An 18,470-nucleotide genomic window follows, 5' to 3' on the forward strand; every position below is an offset into this window, starting at 1 on the left:
GTGGCGGCGGCTACGGTGCCTGACATGCCGGACGCAGAAGACGTACGCCGTATCGCCCTGTCCCTGCCGGACACCACGGAGAAGACCGCCTGGAGCATGCCCACCTTCCGGGTCGCGGGCAAGATGTTCGCCACGCTGCCCGAGGACGAGACCTCCATCGCGGTGCGCTGCCCCAAGGAGGAGCGCGACGAACTGGTGCTGGCCGAGCCGGAGAAGTTCTGGATCGCCGGTCACGAGGCACAGTTCGCCTGGGTGCGGGCGCGCCTCGCCGCCCTCGAGGGCGAGGACGAACTGCGCGACATCCTCGCCGACTCCTGGCGCCAGGCCGCCCCCGCCCGGCTGCTGGAGGCGTACCCCCGGCTGGGGCTGCCGGCCGGGGGCTGAAAACCCCTCGGGCGTTGTCAGTGCCCCGTGGCATGATCCGGAGACACGCGTGGCAGCCGGGGCCGGAGGGGGGCTCCGGCTGCCGGAGGCGCGGGGACGATCAGGGCCAGGGAGATCGACGGCGGCCTGGAAGGGAGCGCGGAGGCCGGTGCGACCGGCCGGGCGGCGCACAGGGCCGGCGCGAGCGGCCGGGGAGCACGGAGCCGGTGCGGGCCGGCCGGGAGGGGAGCGCACGGATGGCCGGGACGCCAGCGGGGGCCGTGCGCGAAGGGCCTGGCCGGAAGGCAGTGCGGCCGGTCTGGTCGCGGGACTTCGCGCTGTTCTTCGTCGCCCGGGCCGTCGCCCGGCTCGGCGACACCATGCTGCCCGTCGCCCTGGCCGCCGGCCTGCTCCAGCACGGGTACGGGGCGGGCGCCGTCGGTCTCGCCATGGCCGCGACGGCCGCCGCCTTCGCCGGGCTGGTCGTCTTCGGCGGGGTCCTCGCCGACCGGTTCAGCACCCGCAAACTCATGATCGGCGCCGACCTGGTCCGCCTGGTCACCCAGGCCCTGGCCGCCGCGCTCTTCTTCTCCGGCCACGTGGTGCTCTGGGAAATCTGCGCGATCGGCTTCCTCAACGGCGTCGCCGGCGCCGTGTTCCAGCCCGGCGTCGCCAGCACCGTGCCCCGGCTCGCCTCCGACATCCAGGGCGCCAACGGCGCCATACGCGTCGCCGAGTCCGCGGCCCAGCTCGCCGGCCCCGCCGCGGCCGGACTGCTGGTCGGCTTCGCCTCACCCGGCGGGGTCTTCGCCGCCCACGCCACCACCTACGCGGTCAGCGCCCTGTGCCTGCTGCTGCTCCGGCTGCCACCGCTCCCGCCCCGGGACCGCGCGGCGGAACCCCCGGAGCGCCGCGCCGGCGCAGCCTTCCGCGCCGACCTCGTCGAGGGCTGGCGCGAGTTCCGCTCTCGCACGTGGCTCTGGGGCGTGATAGCCGTCTGGGGCATCTACATGATCGCCGTCTGGGGTCCGACCGTGCCCCTGGTGGCGACCGAGGTCGTCCAGCAGCACGGCCCGCGCGCCTACGGCCTGGTCAACTCCGCCCTGGGTGCCGGCACGGTCGTCGGCGGACTCCTCGCGCTGCGGCTGCGCCCACGCCGCATGCTCCGCGCGGGTGCGATCGCCCTCTTCGGCTTCGCCGCCTTCCCGGCGAGCGTCGGCGCCGGCCTCGGTGTACCGGCCATGGCCGCCGGCGCCGCCGTCGCCGGCGCCGGGATGTCCTTCTGGGGCGTCATGTGGGCGACCAGCGTGCAGACCCAGGTCCCGCCCGACGTCCTCAACCGCATCCACGCCTACGACGTCGCGGGCTCCCTCGCCATGATGCCCGTCGGCCAGGCCCTCGCCGGTCCCGCCGCCTCGGCCCTCGGCGCGGACCACGTCCTGCTCGTCGCCGGCGCGATGAGCTTCGTGGTCTGCGCCGCCCTGCTCGTGATACCGGCGGTGCGCGGCCTGGTGCGCGTCGACGCGAGTGCGGCCGGCCCGGCTCCGGCGGCGCCGCGCGGACGGGCCCGAGCGGAGCAGGGCTGACCCGCAGGGCGCCGCCCGGAAAAGCCGTGCGCGACCACCGGCCCGAGTGCGGTATGGTTTTCCTGCGCGTTCGGCCAGGGGAAAGCCCAGGTCACACGGGCAACGGGACGTGGCGCAGCTTGGTAGCGCACTTGACTGGGGGTCAAGGGGTCGCAGGTTCAAATCCTGTCGTCCCGACTGGAGACAGCGGTAGTTCGAGGGGCGGTCCCGGAGAGATCCGGGACCGCCCCTCGACCGTTGTCCCGCTCCCGTGACGCCGGCCGCCGGGACAGCTGCCCCGCCCTCGCTGCGGCGTGCCTGGGTGCCCTGGCGAGATGCCCGATATATCACTGTCGGGTGTCCTGTCCCTCCGTCGCCCCCGTGACCCAGTCCGGACCCGCATGACCGCGCTCATCCTCTGCCACTTCGCGCTCGCGCTGTTCGCCGCGCCGCTGGTGCGCTGGTGGGGGACCCGTGCCTTCCTCGTGCTGGCCCTGCCCCCCACGGCGGCGGCCGTCTGGGCGGCCACCCGGTGGAGCACGGCCGCCGGGGGCGGCGCCGACACCGCCGAGTGGACCTGGCTGCCGGCCTACCACGTGGACTGGGCGCTGCGCCTGGACGCCCTCGCCGAACTCATGGTGCTGCTCGCCGCGGGAGTCGGCGCCCTCGTCCTGGTCTACTGCGCCTCCTACTTCGACGACCGGTCGCGGCAGCTGGGCAGGTTCGCCGGGAACCTCCTCGCCTTCGCCGGCGCGATGCTCGGCCTGGTCCTCGCCGACGACCTGGTCCTGCTCTACATCTTCTGGGAACTGACGACCGTCTTCTCCTACCTGCTGATCGGCCAGACCAGCGACCACAAACGGAACCGGCGCAGCGCCCTGCAGGCCCTCACGGTCACCACGCTCGGCGGGCTGACCATGCTCGTCGGCTTTCTGCTTCTGGGCCACGAGGCGGGCACCTACCGGATCTCCGCGATCCTCGCCGACCCGCCGCCCGCGTCGGCCGCGCTGTCCACCGCGATCGTGCTGATCCTCGTCGGCGCCCTCTCCAAGTCCGCGATCTGGCCGTTCAGCCTGTGGCTGCCCAACGCCATGGCCGCCCCCACCCCGGTCAGCGCCTATCTGCACGCCGCCGCGATGGTCAAGGCCGGCGTCTACCTCATCGCCCGGCTCGCCCCCGCCTTCGCGGACGTCACGCCCTGGCGGCCGCTCCTGCTGGTCCTCGGCTCCGCGACGATGCTGCTCGGCGGCTGGCGGGCACTGCGGCTGCACGACCTGAAACTCGTCCTCGCGTACGGCACCGTCAGCCAGCTCGGCTTCCTCACCGTCCTCGCCGGCGCCGGACGCCACGACACCGCCCTCGCCGCCACCGCCATGATCCTCGGCCACGCCCTGTTCAAGGCGCCGCTCTTCCTGGTCACCGGCATCGTCGACCACGCCACCGGCACCCGCGACCTGCGCAGGCTCTCCGGGCTCGGGCACAGGCTGCCCGCCGTGTGCGCCGTCGCCGTGACCGCCGGGCTGTCCATGGCCGCCGTACCGCCGCTGCTCGGCTTCGCCGCCAAGGAGGCCGCCTTCCAGTCCCTCCTGGACGGGGACACCGCCGACCGCTGGGCCCTCGCCATGACCGTCGTCGGCTCGGCCCTGACCACCGCCTACACCCTGCGCTACCTGTGGGGCGCCTTCGCCCGCAAACCCGGTTTCCAGGACACCGACGCGCACCCCGTCGCCCCCGCCTTCCTCGCGCCGCCCGCCCTGCTGGCCCTGGCCTGCCTCGCCCTCGGGCCCGGAGTCACCTGGCTCCAGGGACTCCTCGGCACCTACGCCGGGCAGTTCCCCGCTCCCGCCCACCCGTACCACCTGGCGCTGTGGCACGGGCCGGGCGCGGCCCTCGGCCTGTCCTGCGCGGCCTGGGCCGGAGGCGTCCTGCTGTTCCTCGCCGCGAGCCCCGTCCTGCGGGCCGGGCAGGCCCTCGCCTGGCGCTCCGCCGACCGGGTCTTCGGCACGTTCCTGCTGGCCCTGGAACGCACCGCCCTGCAGTGCACCGGCTTCGTGCAGCGCGGCTCACTGTCGGTGTACCTGGTGACGACCATCAGCGTGGTCCTCGCCGGGCAGATCGCCGTCCTCGTCGTGGACGAACCCTGGGCCGGCGTGCCCGCCCCCCGGCTGTGGGACCACCCGGCCCAGGCCGGTGTCGCGGCGCTGACCTGCACCGTCGCCCTGCTGTGCCTCGGGGTGCGGCGCCGGATGAAGGCCGTCGTGCTCGCCGGGCTCACCGGATACGGCACCGCGCTGCTCTTCGTCACGCAGGGCGCGCCCGACCTGGCGCTGACCCAGTTCTGCGTGGAGACCGTCTCGATGATCGTCTTCGTGCTCGTGCTGCGCCGGATGCCGGTGCGCTTCGAGGAGAACTACAGCCGGTGGCGGCGCGTGGTGCGGATGCCCGTCGCGCTCGCCGGCGGTGCCGCCGTCGCCGTCGTCGTCTGGATCATGGCCGGGCACCGCAGGGCCGACAGCGCGGGAGCGGCCATGGTCGAGGAGACCGGCCACCACGGCCTGAAGGACGTCGTCGCGACGATCCTCGTCGACCTGCGGGCCTGGGACACGATGGGGGAGTCCGCGGTGCTCGCCGCCGCGGCGATCGGCGTCACCAGCCTCATCTACCTGCACCGCCGCACCGATGGCGACGAACAGCCCGTCCTGCCGCTGCCCGGGGACCATCCGCACGCCGGGCTGCGCACCGCCTGGCGGGCGACCGGCTACGAACTGGCCGGCCTGCCCAGCGGCGACGAGGGCGCGCCGGAGCGGACCTGGCTCGCGGGCAGCTCCACCCTCGCCCCCGAGCGCCGCTCCCTCGTCCTGGAAGTGGTCGCCCGCCTCATCTTCCACCCCGTCCTCGTCCTCTCCGTCTATCTGCTGATGTGCGCGGAGAACCTGCCGGGCGGCGGCTTCGTCGGGGGCCTGACCGCCGGCGTCGCCTTCATCACCCGCTACCTGGCGGGCGGACGGCACGAACTCGCCGACGCCGTGCCCTTCAAGCCGGGCATGTTCACCGGCCTCGGCCTGTTCGTGTCCACGGCGGTCGCGCTCGCCGGTCTCGCCGACGGCACCGTGCTGCACGGCTGGACCTGGCACGGCCATCTGCCGGTCTGGGGCAAGGCCCACATGTCCACCGCCGTCCTCTTCGACTGCGGCGTCTACCTGCTCGTGCTCGGCGTGGTCCTGGACATCGTGCGGGCCCTCGGCGCCCGCATCGACCACCAGATCGAACGGGCCGCCGCCCGGCAGGCATCGCGCGGAGAGGCGGGCCCCGCATGACCGTCAGCCTGTCCCTCCTGGTCGCCGCCGCCGTCCTCAGCGCCGTCGGCGCCAGCCTGCTGCTCACCCGGTCCCTGACCCGGATCCTGCTCGGCGCCGTCGTCCTCGGCAACGGCGTCAACCTGCTGGTCCTCGCCTCGACGGGCAGCGCGGGCGAGGCACCGCTGCTCTACCCGTACGTCATCCGCAACCGGGTCACCGACCCGCTGCCCCAGGCCATCGCCCTCACCGCCATCGTCATCACCCTCGCCACCACCGCCTTCCTGCTCGCCATGGCCTACCGCAGCCACCAGGTCACCGGCTCCGACGAGATCAGCGACGACACCGAGGACCGGCTGGTCGCCCTGCGCGCCGAGTTCCTGGACCGGCGGGGCGAACTGCGCGACCGCTACCGCGAGGACCGCGCCGACGGCGGCACCAGCCCCGAACAACGCGCCCGCTACCGCGCCGCCCGCAGACGGCTGCGCCGGCGGGTCCGCGAGGAACGCGCCTACCAGGCCCGCGCCACCGAGGTCTCCGGAAACCTCTGGAACGACATCCTCGGCGCCGACCCCGAGGACTACCGCGAGGGCGAGCAGCGGGGCTCCACCGACGCCGCGGGCCGCCCGGGGCCGGCTCCGGCCCGCGTCACCGGCCCCTCCAACGACCCCGAGGAGACCGGCCGCGAGCCCGACTCCCTGCCCGGAGAGGACTCCGGCCACCCGCCGCCCGACCAGCCCGACGACCCCGGGGGCGCCGGCACGGAAGGAACCAGGTGAACGCGCTCGTCCCGCTCCCCGTCCTGCTGCCCCTGTGCGTCACGGGCCTGAAGCTCGCCATCGGCCCCCGCCTCCAGCGGTTCCAGCGCCTCATCAGCCTCGCCGTGCTCGGCGCGGTCCTCGTACTCTCCGTCATCCTCATGATCGCCGCCGACCGGCACGGACCGCTCAGCGTGCACCTCGGCGATTTCGCACCGCCGATCGGCATCACCCTCGTCGCCGACCGGCTCGCCGGGCTCATGCTCACCGTGTCCAGCGCCGTCACCCTGCTCGTCAACCTCTACTCGCTCGGCCAGGGCATGGCCGACCGCGACGACCAGACACCCGTCGGCGTCTTCCACCCCGCCTACCTCATCCTCGTGGCGGGCGTCTCCTGCACCTTCCTGGCCGGCGACCTCGTCAACCTCTACGTCGGCTTCGAGATCATGCTCGTCGCGAGCTTCGTCCTGCTCACCATCGGCGGCACCGCGACCCGCATCCGGGCCGGTTCGACGTACGTGATCATCTCCCTCTTCTCCTCGGTGCTCTTCCTCGTCGCCATCGCCATGACGTACTCGGTCGCGGGGACCGTGAACTTCGCCCAGCTCGCGGGGCGGCTCCAGGACGTGCCGACCGGCGTGCGCACCCTGGTGGAGGCCATGCTGCTGACCGTCTTCGCCATCAAGGCGGCGGTGTTCCCGCTCGCGGCCTGGCTGCCCGACTCCTACCCGACCGCGCCCGCACCCGTCACCGCGGTCTTCGCCGGCCTGCTGACCAAGGTCGGCGTGTACTCGATGCTGCGCACCCAGACCCTGCTCTTCCCCGGGCACCGGCTCGGCGACCTGCTGCTGCTCGCCGCGCTCGCCTCCATGGTCGTCGGCATCCTCGGCGCGGTCGCCCAGACCGACCTGAAGCGGGTGCTGTCCTTCACCCTGATCAGCCACATCGGCTACATGGTCTTCGGCATCGGGCTCGCCGGCCGGGACTCGATCAGCGGGGCGATCGTGTACGTGGCCCACCACATCACCGTGCAGACGACCCTCTTCCTCGTCGCCGGACTCATCGAGCGGCGCGGCGGCACCACGGAACTCACCCGCCTCGGCGGCCTGGCGAAGACGGCACCGCTGCTCGCCGTGCTGTTCTTCGTGCCCGCCATGAACCTCGCCGGCATCCCGCCGCTGTCCGGGTTCATCGGAAAGCTGGGCCTGATGCGGGCCGGTGTCGCGGCCGGCGGCGGCTGGGCGTGGGCGCTGGTCGCCGGGTCCGCCGCCACCAGCCTGCTCACCCTCTACGTGATGGCGAAGGTCTGGAACCTCGCCTTCTGGCGCGACGCCCCGCCCGGGTACGAGGGCGAGGGCGTGGTGCTGGAGTCCGCCGGCGACGAGGCCGACGACACGGACGAGGAGCCGACCGGCGCCGCGAGCGACCTGCCGGAACCGGCCGGCGCCGTCGTCTCCGCCGGGTTCCTGGGGCAGTCCATCGTCACCACCAGACGACTGCCCTGGCCGATGCTGGTGGCGACCGGCGCCGCCGTCGGCCTCGGCCTGCTCTACACCGTGCTCGGCGGCCCCCTGACCACCTTCACCGAGGCCGCCGCCACCGAACTGCTCGCCCGTACGCCCTACATCGAGGCGGTGCTCGGACGATGAGCGACCTCTTCCGCGACCGCTCGCCCTACAGCTGGTCCTTCCGCGTGGGGCGCGGCCGGCGCGTGCTCGACCTGCCGCTGATCGCCTGGATCGCCGTCATCTGGATCCTGCTGTGGGGCACCTGGTCCTGGGCCAACCTCGTCAACGGGATCCTCGTCGCGGTGGGCCTGTGCCTCGCCTTCCCGCTGCCCGCCGTCGACATCGGCCTGCGACTGCGCCCGGTGGGCATCCTGCGGCTGGCGGCCTACCTGCTCTACGACATGTTCTCGTCCAGCGTCGAGGTCACCCGGCAGATCTTCGCCAAGGGCCCGTACCACGCGGCGGTCGTCGCCGTCCCGCTGCGGGTGCGCAGCGACCTCATGCTCACGGCCACCGCCGTCGCCGTCTCCAACGTCCCCGGCGGCTCCGTGATCGAGGTGCGCCGCTCGACGGCCACCGTCTTCCTGCACGTCCTCGACGCCGACGACCCCGGGGAGATCGAGAGCGCCCGGCGCTCGGTGTGGCGCATGGAGGAACTCGTCGCCCGCGCCTTCGGCACCGCCGAGGACATCGCCCACGCCGCCCGGCCCGTACCGGAAGGGGACACCTCGCCGTGACCACCCTGGACACCGTCGAGGCGGCCATGCTGACCGCCTCCGCCGTCATGGTCCTCATCGCCGGCGCCCTGCTGCTGTTCCGCATCTGGTACGGGCCCTCGATGCTGGACCGCGCGGTCGCCCTGGACGTGGCGGCGGCGCTCATCATCGCCGGCATCGCGGTCAAGGCCGCGCACGACCGCGACTCCTTCTACTTCCCCGTGATGCTGGTGCTGGCCTTCCTCGGCTTCACGGGCTCGGTCGGCATCGCCCGGTTCATCGCCGTACGCGACCGGCCCTCGGTGCGGGCGGACGGCAAGGAGGACCACCGGTGAACGCCTGGACCGAGGCCGCCGACCTGGCCGGGGCGATCCTGCTGCTCCTCGGCTGCCTGCAGTGCCTGCTCGGTGTGATCGGGATGCTCCGCTTCCCCGACGTGCTCTCCCGCAGCCACGCCGCCACCAAGCCGCAGACCCTCGGGATGCTCCTGGTCCTCGTCGGCGTGGCGCTGCAACTGCGTCACGCCATCGACCTGGGCACCCTGACGCTCATCGTCTTCTTCCAGTTCCTCACCAGCCCGGTCGCCTCCCACCTGGTGGCCCGCTCCGCCTACCGCACCGGGCAGACGGGGTCCCGGGGCCTGCTGCGGGACGACCTCGACCCGCAGCTGAGCGACGGGGAGCAGCCGCAGGAGTAGCACGGGAGCGGCGGAAGCCGAGGCACCGGGGCCTCAGATCACGCAGCCCACATGCGCCAGCGCCTGCTTCAGCAGCACCCCGTGCCCACCCGGCATCTCGCTCTGCACGGCCTCCGACAGTGCCTCCCGCGGGCTGAACCACACCAGGTCCAGCGCGTCCTGCCGCGGCCGGCAGTCGCCGGCCACCGGCACCACATAAGCCAGGGAGACCGCGTGCTGACGGGGGTCGTGGTACGGCGTGACGCCGTGCGTCGGGAAGTACTCGGCCACCGTGAAGGGCTGGAGCGAGGACGGCACCCGGGGCAGCGCCACCGGGCCGAGGTCCTTCTCCAGGTGCCGCAGCAGGGCGTCGCGGACCCGCTCGTGGTGCAGCACCCGGCCGGAGACCAGGGTCCGGCTGACCGTGCCGTCCGGCCCGATGCGCAGCAGCAGGCCCACACTGGTGACTTCGCCGCTGTCGTCGACGCGCACGGGCACGGCCTCGACGTACAGGATCGGCATGCGGGCGCGCGCCATCTCGAGTTCGTCGGTCGTCAGCCAGCCCGGCGTGGTTTCGGTCATGTCAGACATCGCTTGATCATACTTTCGGTGTCTCGTGCTTCCTGGGCGCCGCTCCGGACTGTGACCGTCCCCACGCCGCTCAGCCGTCGTCCTGCGGGTCGCCGGGCAGGCCGTACACCCGGCGCGCGTTGTCCCGCCCCGCCCACCGCGCGATGCGCAGCGCGTCCGGCAGGGCGATCTCGTCGGCGTCCACCCGCCGCTGCAGCAGCCCGGCGAGTCCCTGGCGGAAGGACACCGCCCCGAGGTGGTGGAACTCGGCCACTCCATAGGCGTCGGAGCTGTGGAGCAGCTTGCGGAACGGCGTGATCTCCAACGCCTCCGCGAGGATCGCCCCCGCCCGGCCCGGGCCGACGTGATGCAGGGTGAGCCCCACGTCGAGGTACACCCCTTCGAAGACCGCCGACAGATAGGCGGCCTGCCGCTGGTAGGGCCAGCAGTGCAGCAGCAGGACCGGGACCGTCCCGGCGGTCAGACGCAGCCAGTCGGTCAGGCGGGCCGGGTCGGCGCGGTGCAGGCGGAGGTCGCCGTCGCCGAACCCGGTGTGCAGTTGCAGCGGCCGTCCCAGGTCGACGGCGGTCCACAGCAGATGCCGTACCAGCACCGGATCGTCGAGCCGGCCGCCGCGCGCCAGCCAGCCCCGGGCGGCCCGCGTCACCTCCTGGTCCGACGGGCGCGCCGGATCGAGGTCGAAGCCGGTGCGGTACGCGGCCACCGACTTCACGCCCACCACGCCCGGCCGCCGCACCGCCTCCCACGCGGCCGTGCGGAACGCCTCCGCGTACGCGTCCGGTTCCACGCCCCCGGACGCCACCGCCTCCGCCACGCCCTCCAGCCGGACGACCTCGTACGCCACCGCGTCCGCCGCCCCGGCCAGCTCGGCCGGCGTGGTCACGGGGTGCGGGGCGTACCCGGTGTCCACGCAGAACGCCCCCGTGCCCGCGGCGCGCAGCAACCGCCGGTTCACCTCGGTGGGGCCCAGCTCGGACCGGCGGGCCAGGTACGCCTCCGGCGCTGCGTGCCGCGGCAGGTCCAGCACGGGCGCGCAGTACCGGCGCACGGCGAGCCCGACCGGGGTGTCGAAGGCGGAGAGGCCGGGCCACGCCTCGCCCTCGGTGAGGAGGGACTCGAAGCCCGCCCGGTCCAGGCCGGTGGTGACGGCGCCGTGGCAGTGGTGATCGACCAGGTCCAGGGCGGCGAGGGTCTCGTGGACGGGGCCCGCGGCCATGTCAGTAGACCCAGCGGTAGGCCGCCGCCACCCGGTCGTCGTCCAGCCCGTCGACCGCCGCGATCTCGCCCCGCCGCACCGTGGTCACCGCGTCGGCCAGGACCGGCCCCAGCGCGTCCCGGAGCACCTCGTCCGCGCGGAACGCCTCGACCGACTCCGCGAGCGAGAGCGGCAGCCGGTGAACACCCCGGGCCGCCGCCTCGGCCGCGTCCAGCCGTGCCGGGTCGCCGGTGATCTCCTCGGGCAGGGACGCGGAGGACGCCAGGCCGTGCAGTCCGGCGGCGATCACGCAGGCGAGCGCGAGATACGGATTGGCGGCCAGGTCGACCGGCTTGACCTCCAGGTTCGCCGCCTGGTCGCGCACCCCGGCCGTGCCGGTGACCACGCGCAGGGCCGCCTCGCGGGTCTCCCGGCCCCAAGAGGTGAACACCCCGGCCCACTGGGACGGCTTGAGACGCAGACGGCTGGCCGGACTGGGCGCGGTCACCGCGGTGAGCCCGGGCAGGTGCGCGAGCACCCCGGCGACCAGCGACTCGGCCTCGGCCGTCATGCCGTACCGGCCCGCACCGCCCGCGTGCAGGTTCCGCCCGTCCCGCCACGCCGACAGATGCAGGTGCCCGCCGTTCCCGACGCCCCGCGCCGACACCGCGGGGGAGAAGGAGACCCGCATCCCGTGCCGCTGGGCGACCGCACGGATCGTCTGGCGCACCAGGACGCTGCGGTCGGCCGCCGCCACCGGGTCGAGCGCGCCCACCGAGACCTCGAACTGCCCCGGCGCGTACTCGGGATGCAGCTGCTCCACGTCCACGTCCTGCGCCGCCAGGGCGGCCAGCAGCTCGGCGGCGCAGTCGCTCAGGCCGACCTGCCGGGTCGCGCCGTACGCCGGTCCGGACACGGCCGGCACGAAGGTGTCGTCGGGCGCGTCGCCCCGGCCGAGGACCCACTCGATCTCGACGGCGGCCCGGAAGGCGACCCCGTGCCGTTCGGCGGCCTTCGCCACGATCCGGCGCAGCACCGTCCGTCCGCACGCCGGATGCGGCTCGCCCTCCTGCGTGATCCGGTCCACCGGCGCCCACGCCCAGCCGGGCTGCGCCGCGAGCACGGTCAGCCGGTCGAGGTCGGGGTAGAGGCGCAGGTCGCCGTCCGGGGAGCCGAGGACGTCCGTCGAGACGATCGCGTCGTTCGCGAGGAAGGTGTCGAACACCGGCGACATCCCGACGCCCCAGGCGGCGGCCGAGGCGAGCTTCGCGGTGGGCACCGTCTTCACCCGGCCGATCCCGGCGGTGTCGACGTACGCGAGGACGACTCCGTGCACTCCCCGCCCGGCCAGCTCGCCGCTCAGCGAGGCGGCCCGGGCGACGTCACCGGGCCGTCCGCCGGGGACGGGATCGGCAAGGTCGGTCATACGTCCTCCCTGACGGGACGGCATGCGGTGCCCACCGGGCCGCGCGCGTGCGCCGCCCGCCGCGGACCATTGTGCCGCCCGTTCGATCACGGTGTCCCGGGATTCGCCGAGGGCCGCACGGCACCCGCCCCGCGCCGAGGACGCGGGGCGGGTGCCGTGCGGCGCGGTCAGTCGAGGTTGCCGGGCTGCGGGGAGGGCGTCTTGCCGGCCAGGACGGTCTCCAGCCGTTCGGTGCCCTGCTGCGCCGCCTGCTGGACGGAGCCGGTCTCGGCGCCGCCCAGGCCGCCGCCGGTGACCGCGACGGCGTTCGTGCCGACGCGCACGGCGGCGACGTCCAGGGTGAGGGTCGCGGGGTCGCCGTCGGCGGTGCCCTGCACCGTCACGTGCACGCCCGCGCGGGCGTCGCCGACCTTCGGCACCGAGGCCTCGGTCACCTGCACCGTGCGCTTGCCGCCCGCGTCGTCGGTCGCGGTGAACTGGTCGCAGGTCTGCGGCAGCGCGTTCATCCACTTCAGGGAGGTGTCCAGCTGGGTGCGGTTGTAGGCGGCGACCTGCTCCAGCAGCCGGGAGTCGCCCTGCTCGAAACCGGTGAGCGCCGACGCCCCGGACGGCTTGCCCAGCAGATCGCCGGAGTAGAGCCGGTCGAGCAGCTGCTGGCACTGCGCCGCGTCGGCCTGAGCGGTCAGGAAGTCGGACACGTCGACCTTGCCGACGAGCATGCTGTCGTGCCACTTGTCCGCGTCCTGCACCTGCGTCCAGTCGTCCTCCACGTCCGCCTCCGTGATCAGCGCCGCCTTCGCGCCGCTCTCGGTGAGCGCCGACGGCGAGGCCGTGGCGGAGGCGGTGGGGGAGTCGGTGGGAGCCGCTCGCACCGCGTCCCGCTCGACGGCGGGCGACGCGGCCCGGGCGGCCTCCTCGGCGGCGGTGTCCGAGGCGGCGCCCGGCCCGCCGCCGTCGTCCGAGCAGGCCGTCGCGGTCAGCAGCGCGCCGGCCGCGAGCGCGGAGGCGAGGAGACGGACGGGGTGGGACGGACGACGGCTCATCGCGGATGCCTCCTGGAGGACGTGGCACGGTGCCCCCAGGGCATCACCGCGACGGAGGCGTCACCAGCGCACGGGCCCGTCCGGGTGACGGTACGGCCGGCCCGGCCGGGACACCGGCGACGTGCGGTCGGCGCCCCGGTCGTCGCCGGTGGTCAGCCGGCGCGCTCCAGGGAGTCCCGCACCGTCTCCTCGTCCACCGCCGCGCGCACCAGGGCGGCGGCCAGCACGGCCGGTTGCGTCCCGCCGGCGAGCTCGAGCAGCCGGCCGGCGTCCTCGGGCAGGCCCAGGCGCCCCGCGCCCTGCAGCGCCTTGCGGTCGATGCAGGGGGCCACCTCGGGCCAGACCCGCTGGACCTCGCGCAGGAAGATGTCCGCGCCGGCCGGCCCCACACCGGGGAACTCCTGGAGCAGGCGCCGCAGTTCGGACGGATCGCCGTCCGCCTCCTCGCGCAGCCGGCGCAGGTCCCCGCCCCACCGGTCGAGCAGCAGCTCGGCCCCGTCGCCGAGCTGGGTGGCGGTGCGCTCGTCGTAACGCCGGTAGCCGCCCCGGCCCAGCGCGTCCACCCGCTCCTGCCAGTCGGCGTCGGCCATCCGGCGCGGGTCGCCGAGTCCCGCCTCGTCCAGGGCGCGGGCGGTCGCGACCGCGATCGAGCCGCGGATGCGGGCGCTGAGCAGGTGGGCGAGGACCAGCAGCCGGTACAGCGGCTGCGGGGTGTCCTTCAGCCGGATGCCCGCCTCCTCGGCGTACGTCTGCCCGTGCGCGCCGACGAGTTCCCGGACGACGCGCTCGTCGTGGCCCGCCGTCACGGCTTCAGCGGGTCGTGGCCGACCGTCATCAGCCGGTGCCTGAGCCGGGTGTCGTCGGACCGGGGCTCGTTCTCCAGGTCGGCCTGCGCGGTCACGGTGTCCACCACCTTGCGCATCGCCCGCAGGTCGTCCTCCGTCAGATCCGTGCGCCGTTTCTGCAGGATCGCGAGGACGTGCCGGCCCAGGGGCGGCCCGGCGTCGTCAGGCAGCGGCTCGGTCACCTCGCCGGAGTCCCGTACCCGGAGCCAGTCCGCGAGCTCCGCGGACGTCATGTTCACCACGCGGTGGAAGTCCTCCCACAGGGCGTCGAGTTCGAGGGCGTCGGCCATGGTGCTCTTCTTCCGTCGTGCTTCTGTCGTGCCTTCGTCGTGCGGCGTGCCCGGGCGCGAGGTGTCAGGACAGGTCTACGGCGCTGCCGCCGTTCCCCGGCGCCGAGCCTCTGCCGGCGCGGAGCAGGGCGTCGCGCTCGTCCTCGCAGGTGCCTCCCCACACGCCCGACGTGGGCACGGTCTCCAGGGCCAGCGTCAGGCAGGGGGCGCTCACCGGGCACCGGGCGCAGACGCGCTTGGCGGCGGCGACGTCCCGCAGGGCCGGTCCGGAGGTGCCCACCGGGAAGAACAGTTCGGGGTCCTCATCCACGCAGGCGGCGTGGCGCAGCCACTCCATGGGGGCGCGGGTGCCCATGGGGCACAAGGGCAAACGCCTCCGGCGGCTCAGCGGGCGAGTACGCCGTCCAGGAAGCGCGTGACGTCCGCGAACACCTCCGCCCGGTTCGTCTCGTTGAAGACCTCGTGCCGTGCGCCCGGGTGGATCCGCTCGGTGAGGTCGCCGCCGCTGAGCCGTTCGACGCCGACGCGGCTGCCGGGCAGCGGCACCAGCCGGTCGTCGTCGCCGTGCACCCACAGCAGCGGGAGCGGGCCCACGTCGCCGCCCTCGTCGACGGTCTTCAGCGTCCGCACGAACGCCTCCAGGGTCGGCCGCTTCATCGGGCCGTGCCACACCAGGGGGTCCGCCGCGTACGCCGCGCCGACCGCAGGGTCCCTGGAGAGCGAGGACGGGCTGATCGGAGTGTCGGGGATCTCGTCCAGGGCGAGCAGCCGGCGCGGCAACTCCCAGTCGCCGATGACCGGGCCGGACAGCACCAGCGCGCTCAGCTCTTCGGGGTGACGCTGCGCGTAGCGGGAGGCGATCAGGCCGCCCATCGAGTGGCCGAGGACGACGACCGGCAGGCCGGGATGGGCGGCCCGGGCGAGTTCCGCGACGGCGTGCACGTCGGTGACCACGTCCTCGAAGTCCTCGATCAGCACCCGCTCGCCGTCCGACGCGCCGTGCCCCATGTGGTCGGGGGCGTACACGGCCGCCCCGTGCGACGTCAGCACGCCGGCCACCTCGCCGTACCGTCCGGAGTGCTCCCCGTAGCCGTGGACCAGCAGCACCACGTACCGGGGCCGCCCGGCGGACCACTCGCGGACGGTGATCCGTCCCCGCGTTCCGGACAGGACGTGCTCGCGGGACTCGGCCATGGCTCCTCCAGCTGCGTCGGTGCAGGTCACCCGGAGGATCTTCCCAGGGAGGCGGCCGGAGGTCTATAGTCCAAAACTAGCAGTGCTAATTTCACCTGCGGGCAGAAGACAGACCCGCGGGAACCAAGAAGGCTCGCGGAGGCCGACCGGCGGCACACCGCCCGGCGGCCCGGCGACGACGGTCAGGAGTCCCCACGTGCGTCCCGTCCACTTCGCGGCCGCCCGCCGCACCCCGATCGGCAAGCTGCGCGGCGCCCTGTCCGGCGTACGGCCCGACGACCTCGCCGCCACCGTGATCCGCGGCCTGGTCGCCGACGTGCCCGCGCTCGATCCCGCCCGCATCGACGACGTGTACTGGGGCGCCGCCAATCAGGCCGGCGAGGACAACCGCAACGTGGCCCGCATGGCCGCCCTGCTCGCGGGCCTGCCCGAGACCGTGCCCGGGGCCACGGTGAACCGGCTCTGCGCCTCCGGACTCGAGGCCGTCACCACCGCCGCCCGCACCATCGCCGCCGGCGAGGCCGACATCGTGCTCGCGGGCGGCTCGGAGTCGATGAGCCGCGCCCCCTTCGTCCTGCCCCGCCCCGACGAGGCCCTGCCGCACCGCATCGAGACCGCCGACACCCGGCTCGGCTGGCGCCTGGTCAACCCGGCGATGAAGGACCTGCACGGCCTGCTGGCCATGGGCGAGACGGCGGAGGAGGTCGCCGCGCGGTACGACGTGTCGCGCGAACGGCAGGACGAGTTCGCCCTGCGCAGCCACCGCCTGGCCGCCGAGGCCCGCAAGAACGGTCACTTCGACGCCGAACTGCTCCCCGTCGAGCGCCCCGACGGTGTGGTCGTCGACGCCGACGAGTGCGTCCGCGAGGACACCTCCCTGGAGAAGCTGGGCCGCCTCAAGCCGGTCTTCCGTGCCGGCGGCACGGTCACCGCGGGCAACGCCTCACCGATGAACGACGGCGCCGCCGGCCTCCTGCTGGTCAGCGAGGAGGCGCTGGACGAACTGGGCCTCGAGTCCCTCGGCCGCTATGTGGCAGGCGGCTCGGCGGGCGTCCACCCGGACGTCATGGGCATCGGCCCGGTCCCCGCCACCCGCAAGGTCCTCGCCCGCGCCGGCTGGAGCGTCGAGGACATCGCGGAGGCCGAGTTCAACGAGGCGTTCGCCGCCCAGGCCCTCGCCTGCGTCGACCGGCTCGGCATCGACCCCGGCCTGGTCAACCCCACCGGCGGCGCCATCGCACTGGGCCACCCGCTCGGCTGCTCCGGCGCCCGCATCCTCACCACCCTGCTCCACCGCATGCGGCGCACCGGTGCCGCCCGCGGGCTGGCCACCATGTGCGTCGGCGTGGGGCAGGGCAGCGCGGTGCTCGTCGAGCGGCAGTAGCGCGCAGGTCGTCCCCACCCCTCTGCAGAGCCGCAGCAAGGAACGGAGCAACACCCCATGGCAACCCTCTCCGTCGCCGCCATCCTCGCCGAGAACGCCCGGCGCCGACCCGACAAGGAGGCGCTGGTCGAGGGCGACCTGCGGCTGACCTTCGCCCAGGTGTGGCAGCGGGCCCGCGCCCAGGCGGGGGCCCTGGTGGGCCTGGGCGTCCGGCCGGGGGACCGGGTCGCCCTGATGGCGCCGAACACCGCCGACTTCCCGCAGGCGTACTACGCGATCGCCGCGGCCGGCGCCGTCGTCGTCCCGGTCCACCTGCTGCTGTCCCCGGCGGAGGTCGGCCACGTCCTCACCGACAGCGGCGCGACCCTGCTGCTGGTGCACCCGGCACAGGCGGAGACCGGCGCGGCCGCGGCCCGGGAGGCCGGCGTACGGGTCGTCGTCCTCGGCGACGAACTCGGCAAGCTCGCCGCGGACGCCGAGCCGCTGCTCTCGTACGTGACGCGGGACGCCGACGACCCGGCCGTCGTCTTCTACACCAGTGGCACCACCGGCGTGCCCAAGGGCGCGGTGCTCAGCCACTTCAACCTGGTGATGAACGCGACCGTCAACGCCTTCGACGCCAACGACATCCGGCCCGACGACATCGCGCTCGGCGCGCTGCCGCTGTTCCACGCCTTCGGCCAGACCGTCTCCCTCAACTCCACCTGGCGGGCCGGGGCCACCCTCGTCCTGCTGCCCCGCTTCGACGCGGCGCGCGCGATCGAGCTGATGGTGCGGGAGAAGGTCAACACCTTCCACGGGGTGCCCACCATGTTCGTCGCCCTCGCCGGCGCGGCGGCCGAGGCCGGCGCCCTGCCCGAGCTGCGGGTGTGCATCTCCGGCGGTGCCTCGCTGCCCGTCGCCGTCCTGGAGCGCTTCGAGGCCGCCTTCGGCGCCAAGATCTACGAGGGCTACGGGCTCTCCGAGACCTCACCCGCGGCGGCCGTCAACCAGCCGGTGTTCGGCGCGAAGCCCGGCACCATCGGCCACCCGCTGTGGGGCGTGGACGTCGAGATAGCCCGCGCCGAGACCGAGGACCGCATCGAACTGCTCCCGCCCGGTGAGCTCGGGGAGGTCGTCGTCCGCGGCCACAACGTCTTCTCCGGCTATCTCGGCCGCCCCGAGGCCACCGCCGAGGCGCTGGTCGACGGCTGGTTCCGCACCGGGGACCTCGGCACCAAGGACGACGAGGGCTTCCTCAGGATCGTCGACCGCAAGAAGGACGTCGTCATCCGCGGCGGCTACAACGTCTACCCGCGCGAGGTCGAGGAGGTCCTGATGCGCCACCCCGGCGTCGCCCAGGTCGCCGTCATCGGCCTGCCGGACGAACTGCACGGCGAGGAGGTGTGCGCCGTGGTCGTCCCCGCGCCGGGCACGACGCCGGACGGCGCCGGGATCACCGAGTGGTCCCGGCAGCACCTCGGCAAGTACAAGTACCCGCGTCGCGTGGAGTTCACGGACGCGCTGCCGCTGGGCCCGAGCATGAAGGTCCTGAAGCGGGAACTGCGCGCACGGTACGCCGGGTGACAGGGATCGTCTGACGAGACGGTCTCACGGCCACCGGGCGGGTGCGCATAGCAT

18 protein-coding genes and 1 tRNA gene are annotated in these 18,470 nt (G+C 74.2%); 11 read left to right on the plus strand and 8 right to left on the minus strand.

Annotated features, from left to right (window positions below):
- Positions 1–24 precede the first annotated feature (24 nt).
- The 9 genes from AB0E77_RS11760 (at position 25) to mnhG (ending at position 8,903) form a co-directional block, all read left to right on the plus strand.
- Positions 25–384, plus strand: coding sequence for an MmcQ/YjbR family DNA-binding protein (locus AB0E77_RS11760; RefSeq protein ID WP_361568892.1), 360 nt, complete (start codon positions 25–27; stop codon positions 382–384).
- 236 nt (positions 385–620) lie between these two features.
- The gene (locus tag AB0E77_RS11765; protein WP_361568894.1) at positions 621–1,949 is read left to right on the plus strand and encodes an MFS transporter; all 1,329 of its coding nucleotides are present in this window, start codon (positions 621–623) and stop codon (positions 1,947–1,949) included.
- Positions 1,950–2,052: 103 nt separating this feature from the next.
- Positions 2,053–2,126: transfer RNA gene (locus AB0E77_RS11770), tRNA-Pro, on the plus strand.
- Positions 2,127–2,329: 203 nt separating this feature from the next.
- Complete coding sequence (locus AB0E77_RS11775; protein ID WP_361568896.1) at positions 2,330–5,245, plus strand: Na+/H+ antiporter subunit A; 2,916 nt, start codon at positions 2,330–2,332, stop codon at positions 5,243–5,245.
- Positions 5,242–6,003, plus strand: coding sequence for a Na(+)/H(+) antiporter subunit C (locus tag AB0E77_RS11780; protein ID WP_361568897.1), 762 nt, complete (start codon positions 5,242–5,244; stop codon positions 6,001–6,003). The genes AB0E77_RS11775 and AB0E77_RS11780 overlap by 4 nt, the downstream gene beginning before the upstream one ends.
- On the plus strand, positions 6,000–7,631 hold the full coding sequence (locus tag AB0E77_RS11785; RefSeq protein WP_361568898.1) for a Na+/H+ antiporter subunit D: 1,632 nt from the start codon (positions 6,000–6,002) through the stop codon (positions 7,629–7,631). Before AB0E77_RS11780 ends, AB0E77_RS11785 begins: the two co-directional genes overlap by 4 nt.
- Complete coding sequence (locus AB0E77_RS11790) at positions 7,628–8,227, plus strand: Na+/H+ antiporter subunit E (protein ID WP_361568900.1); 600 nt, start codon at positions 7,628–7,630, stop codon at positions 8,225–8,227. Before AB0E77_RS11785 ends, AB0E77_RS11790 begins: the two co-directional genes overlap by 4 nt.
- Complete coding sequence (locus AB0E77_RS11795; protein WP_361568902.1) at positions 8,224–8,541, plus strand: monovalent cation/H+ antiporter complex subunit F; 318 nt, start codon at positions 8,224–8,226, stop codon at positions 8,539–8,541. The genes AB0E77_RS11790 and AB0E77_RS11795 overlap by 4 nt, the downstream gene beginning before the upstream one ends.
- Positions 8,538–8,903: a monovalent cation/H(+) antiporter subunit G gene (gene mnhG / locus AB0E77_RS11800; protein WP_361568904.1), complete on the plus strand. Its 366-nt coding sequence runs from the start codon at positions 8,538–8,540 to the stop codon at positions 8,901–8,903. Before AB0E77_RS11795 ends, mnhG begins: the two co-directional genes overlap by 4 nt.
- Positions 8,904–8,936: 33 nt before the next feature.
- Here the strand turns inward: mnhG and AB0E77_RS11805 are convergent, their stop codons facing one another.
- The 8 genes from AB0E77_RS11805 to AB0E77_RS11840 all read right to left on the minus strand — a co-directional run bounded on the left by AB0E77_RS11805 (position 8,937) and on the right by AB0E77_RS11840 (position 15,466).
- On the minus strand, positions 8,937–9,464 hold the full coding sequence (locus AB0E77_RS11805; protein WP_361569305.1) for an NUDIX hydrolase family protein: 528 nt from the start codon (positions 9,462–9,464) through the stop codon (positions 8,937–8,939).
- Between the two features lie 79 nt (positions 9,465–9,543).
- Positions 9,544–10,689: an amidohydrolase family protein gene (locus AB0E77_RS11810; protein WP_361568906.1), complete on the minus strand. Its 1,146-nt coding sequence runs from the start codon at positions 10,687–10,689 to the stop codon at positions 9,544–9,546.
- A gap of 1 nt (position 10,690) precedes the next feature.
- The gene (locus AB0E77_RS11815; protein ID WP_361568908.1) at positions 10,691–12,094 is read right to left on the minus strand and encodes a glutamine synthetase family protein; all 1,404 of its coding nucleotides are present in this window, start codon (positions 12,092–12,094) and stop codon (positions 10,691–10,693) included.
- A gap of 167 nt (positions 12,095–12,261) precedes the next feature.
- Complete coding sequence (locus tag AB0E77_RS11820; RefSeq protein WP_361568909.1) at positions 12,262–13,137, minus strand: hypothetical protein; 876 nt, start codon at positions 13,135–13,137, stop codon at positions 12,262–12,264.
- Between the two features lie 152 nt (positions 13,138–13,289).
- Entirely contained in the window at positions 13,290–13,943 is a 654-nt protein-coding gene (locus tag AB0E77_RS11825; protein ID WP_361568911.1) for an endonuclease, read from the minus strand.
- Positions 13,940–14,272, minus strand: a complete 333-nt coding sequence (locus AB0E77_RS11830) for a DUF3140 domain-containing protein (RefSeq protein ID WP_361568912.1) — start codon at positions 14,270–14,272, stop codon at positions 13,940–13,942. Before AB0E77_RS11830 ends, AB0E77_RS11825 begins: the two co-directional genes overlap by 4 nt.
- Positions 14,273–14,336: 64 nt before the next feature.
- A complete protein-coding gene (locus AB0E77_RS11835; RefSeq protein WP_361568914.1) occupies positions 14,337–14,627 on the minus strand; it encodes a WhiB family transcriptional regulator in 291 nt (96 codons plus the stop codon).
- 29 nt (positions 14,628–14,656) lie between these two features.
- Positions 14,657–15,466 carry a lysophospholipase gene (locus tag AB0E77_RS11840; protein WP_361568916.1) on the minus strand — a complete coding sequence of 270 codons (810 nt, stop codon included), beginning with the start codon at positions 15,464–15,466 and terminating at the stop codon, positions 14,657–14,659.
- A gap of 196 nt (positions 15,467–15,662) precedes the next feature.
- Here AB0E77_RS11840 and AB0E77_RS11845 point away from each other — a divergent pair, with 196 nt between their 5' ends.
- Both AB0E77_RS11845 and AB0E77_RS11850 read left to right on the plus strand, forming a co-directional pair.
- Positions 15,663–16,850, plus strand: coding sequence for a thiolase family protein (locus AB0E77_RS11845; RefSeq protein WP_361568918.1), 1,188 nt, complete (start codon positions 15,663–15,665; stop codon positions 16,848–16,850).
- 57 nt (positions 16,851–16,907) lie between these two features.
- Positions 16,908–18,416, plus strand: a complete 1,509-nt coding sequence (locus tag AB0E77_RS11850; RefSeq protein ID WP_361568919.1) for a long-chain fatty acid--CoA ligase — start codon at positions 16,908–16,910, stop codon at positions 18,414–18,416.
- Positions 18,417–18,470 lie beyond the last annotated feature (54 nt).

Origin of the sequence: Streptomyces sp. NPDC032940 (genome assembly GCF_040636935.1) — a bacterium.
In the GTDB taxonomy this organism is placed as follows: Bacteria; Actinomycetota; Actinomycetes; order Streptomycetales; family Streptomycetaceae; genus Streptomyces.

What these genes read in the sequence shown, in the direction of transcription:
- AB0E77_RS11760 (WP_361568892.1), top strand. Translation starts at nt 25, where the DNA reads ATGCCGGACGCAGAAGACGTACGCCGTATCGCCCTGTCCCTGCCGGAC.
- AB0E77_RS11765 (WP_361568894.1), top strand. Translation starts at nt 621, where the DNA reads ATGGCCGGGACGCCAGCGGGGGCCGTGCGCGAAGGGCCTGGCCGGAAG.
- AB0E77_RS11775 (WP_361568896.1), top strand. Translation starts at nt 2,330, where the DNA reads ATGACCGCGCTCATCCTCTGCCACTTCGCGCTCGCGCTGTTCGCCGCG.
- AB0E77_RS11780 (WP_361568897.1), top strand. Translation starts at nt 5,242, where the DNA reads ATGACCGTCAGCCTGTCCCTCCTGGTCGCCGCCGCCGTCCTCAGCGCC.
- AB0E77_RS11790 (WP_361568900.1), top strand. Translation starts at nt 7,628, where the DNA reads ATGAGCGACCTCTTCCGCGACCGCTCGCCCTACAGCTGGTCCTTCCGC.
- AB0E77_RS11805 (WP_361569305.1), bottom strand. Translation starts at nt 9,464, where the DNA reads ATGACCGAAACCACGCCGGGCTGGCTGACGACCGACGAACTCGAGATG.
- AB0E77_RS11810 (WP_361568906.1), bottom strand. Translation starts at nt 10,689, where the DNA reads ATGGCCGCGGGCCCCGTCCACGAGACCCTCGCCGCCCTGGACCTGGTC.
- AB0E77_RS11815 (WP_361568908.1), bottom strand. Translation starts at nt 12,094, where the DNA reads ATGACCGACCTTGCCGATCCCGTCCCCGGCGGACGGCCCGGTGACGTC.
- AB0E77_RS11820 (WP_361568909.1), bottom strand. Translation starts at nt 13,137, where the DNA reads ATGAGCCGTCGTCCGTCCCACCCCGTCCGTCTCCTCGCCTCCGCGCTC.
- AB0E77_RS11830 (WP_361568912.1), bottom strand. Translation starts at nt 14,272, where the DNA reads ATGGCCGACGCCCTCGAACTCGACGCCCTGTGGGAGGACTTCCACCGC.
- AB0E77_RS11835 (WP_361568914.1), bottom strand. Translation starts at nt 14,627, where the DNA reads ATGGGCACCCGCGCCCCCATGGAGTGGCTGCGCCACGCCGCCTGCGTG.
- AB0E77_RS11840 (WP_361568916.1), bottom strand. Translation starts at nt 15,466, where the DNA reads ATGGCCGAGTCCCGCGAGCACGTCCTGTCCGGAACGCGGGGACGGATC.
- AB0E77_RS11850 (WP_361568919.1), top strand. Translation starts at nt 16,908, where the DNA reads ATGGCAACCCTCTCCGTCGCCGCCATCCTCGCCGAGAACGCCCGGCGC.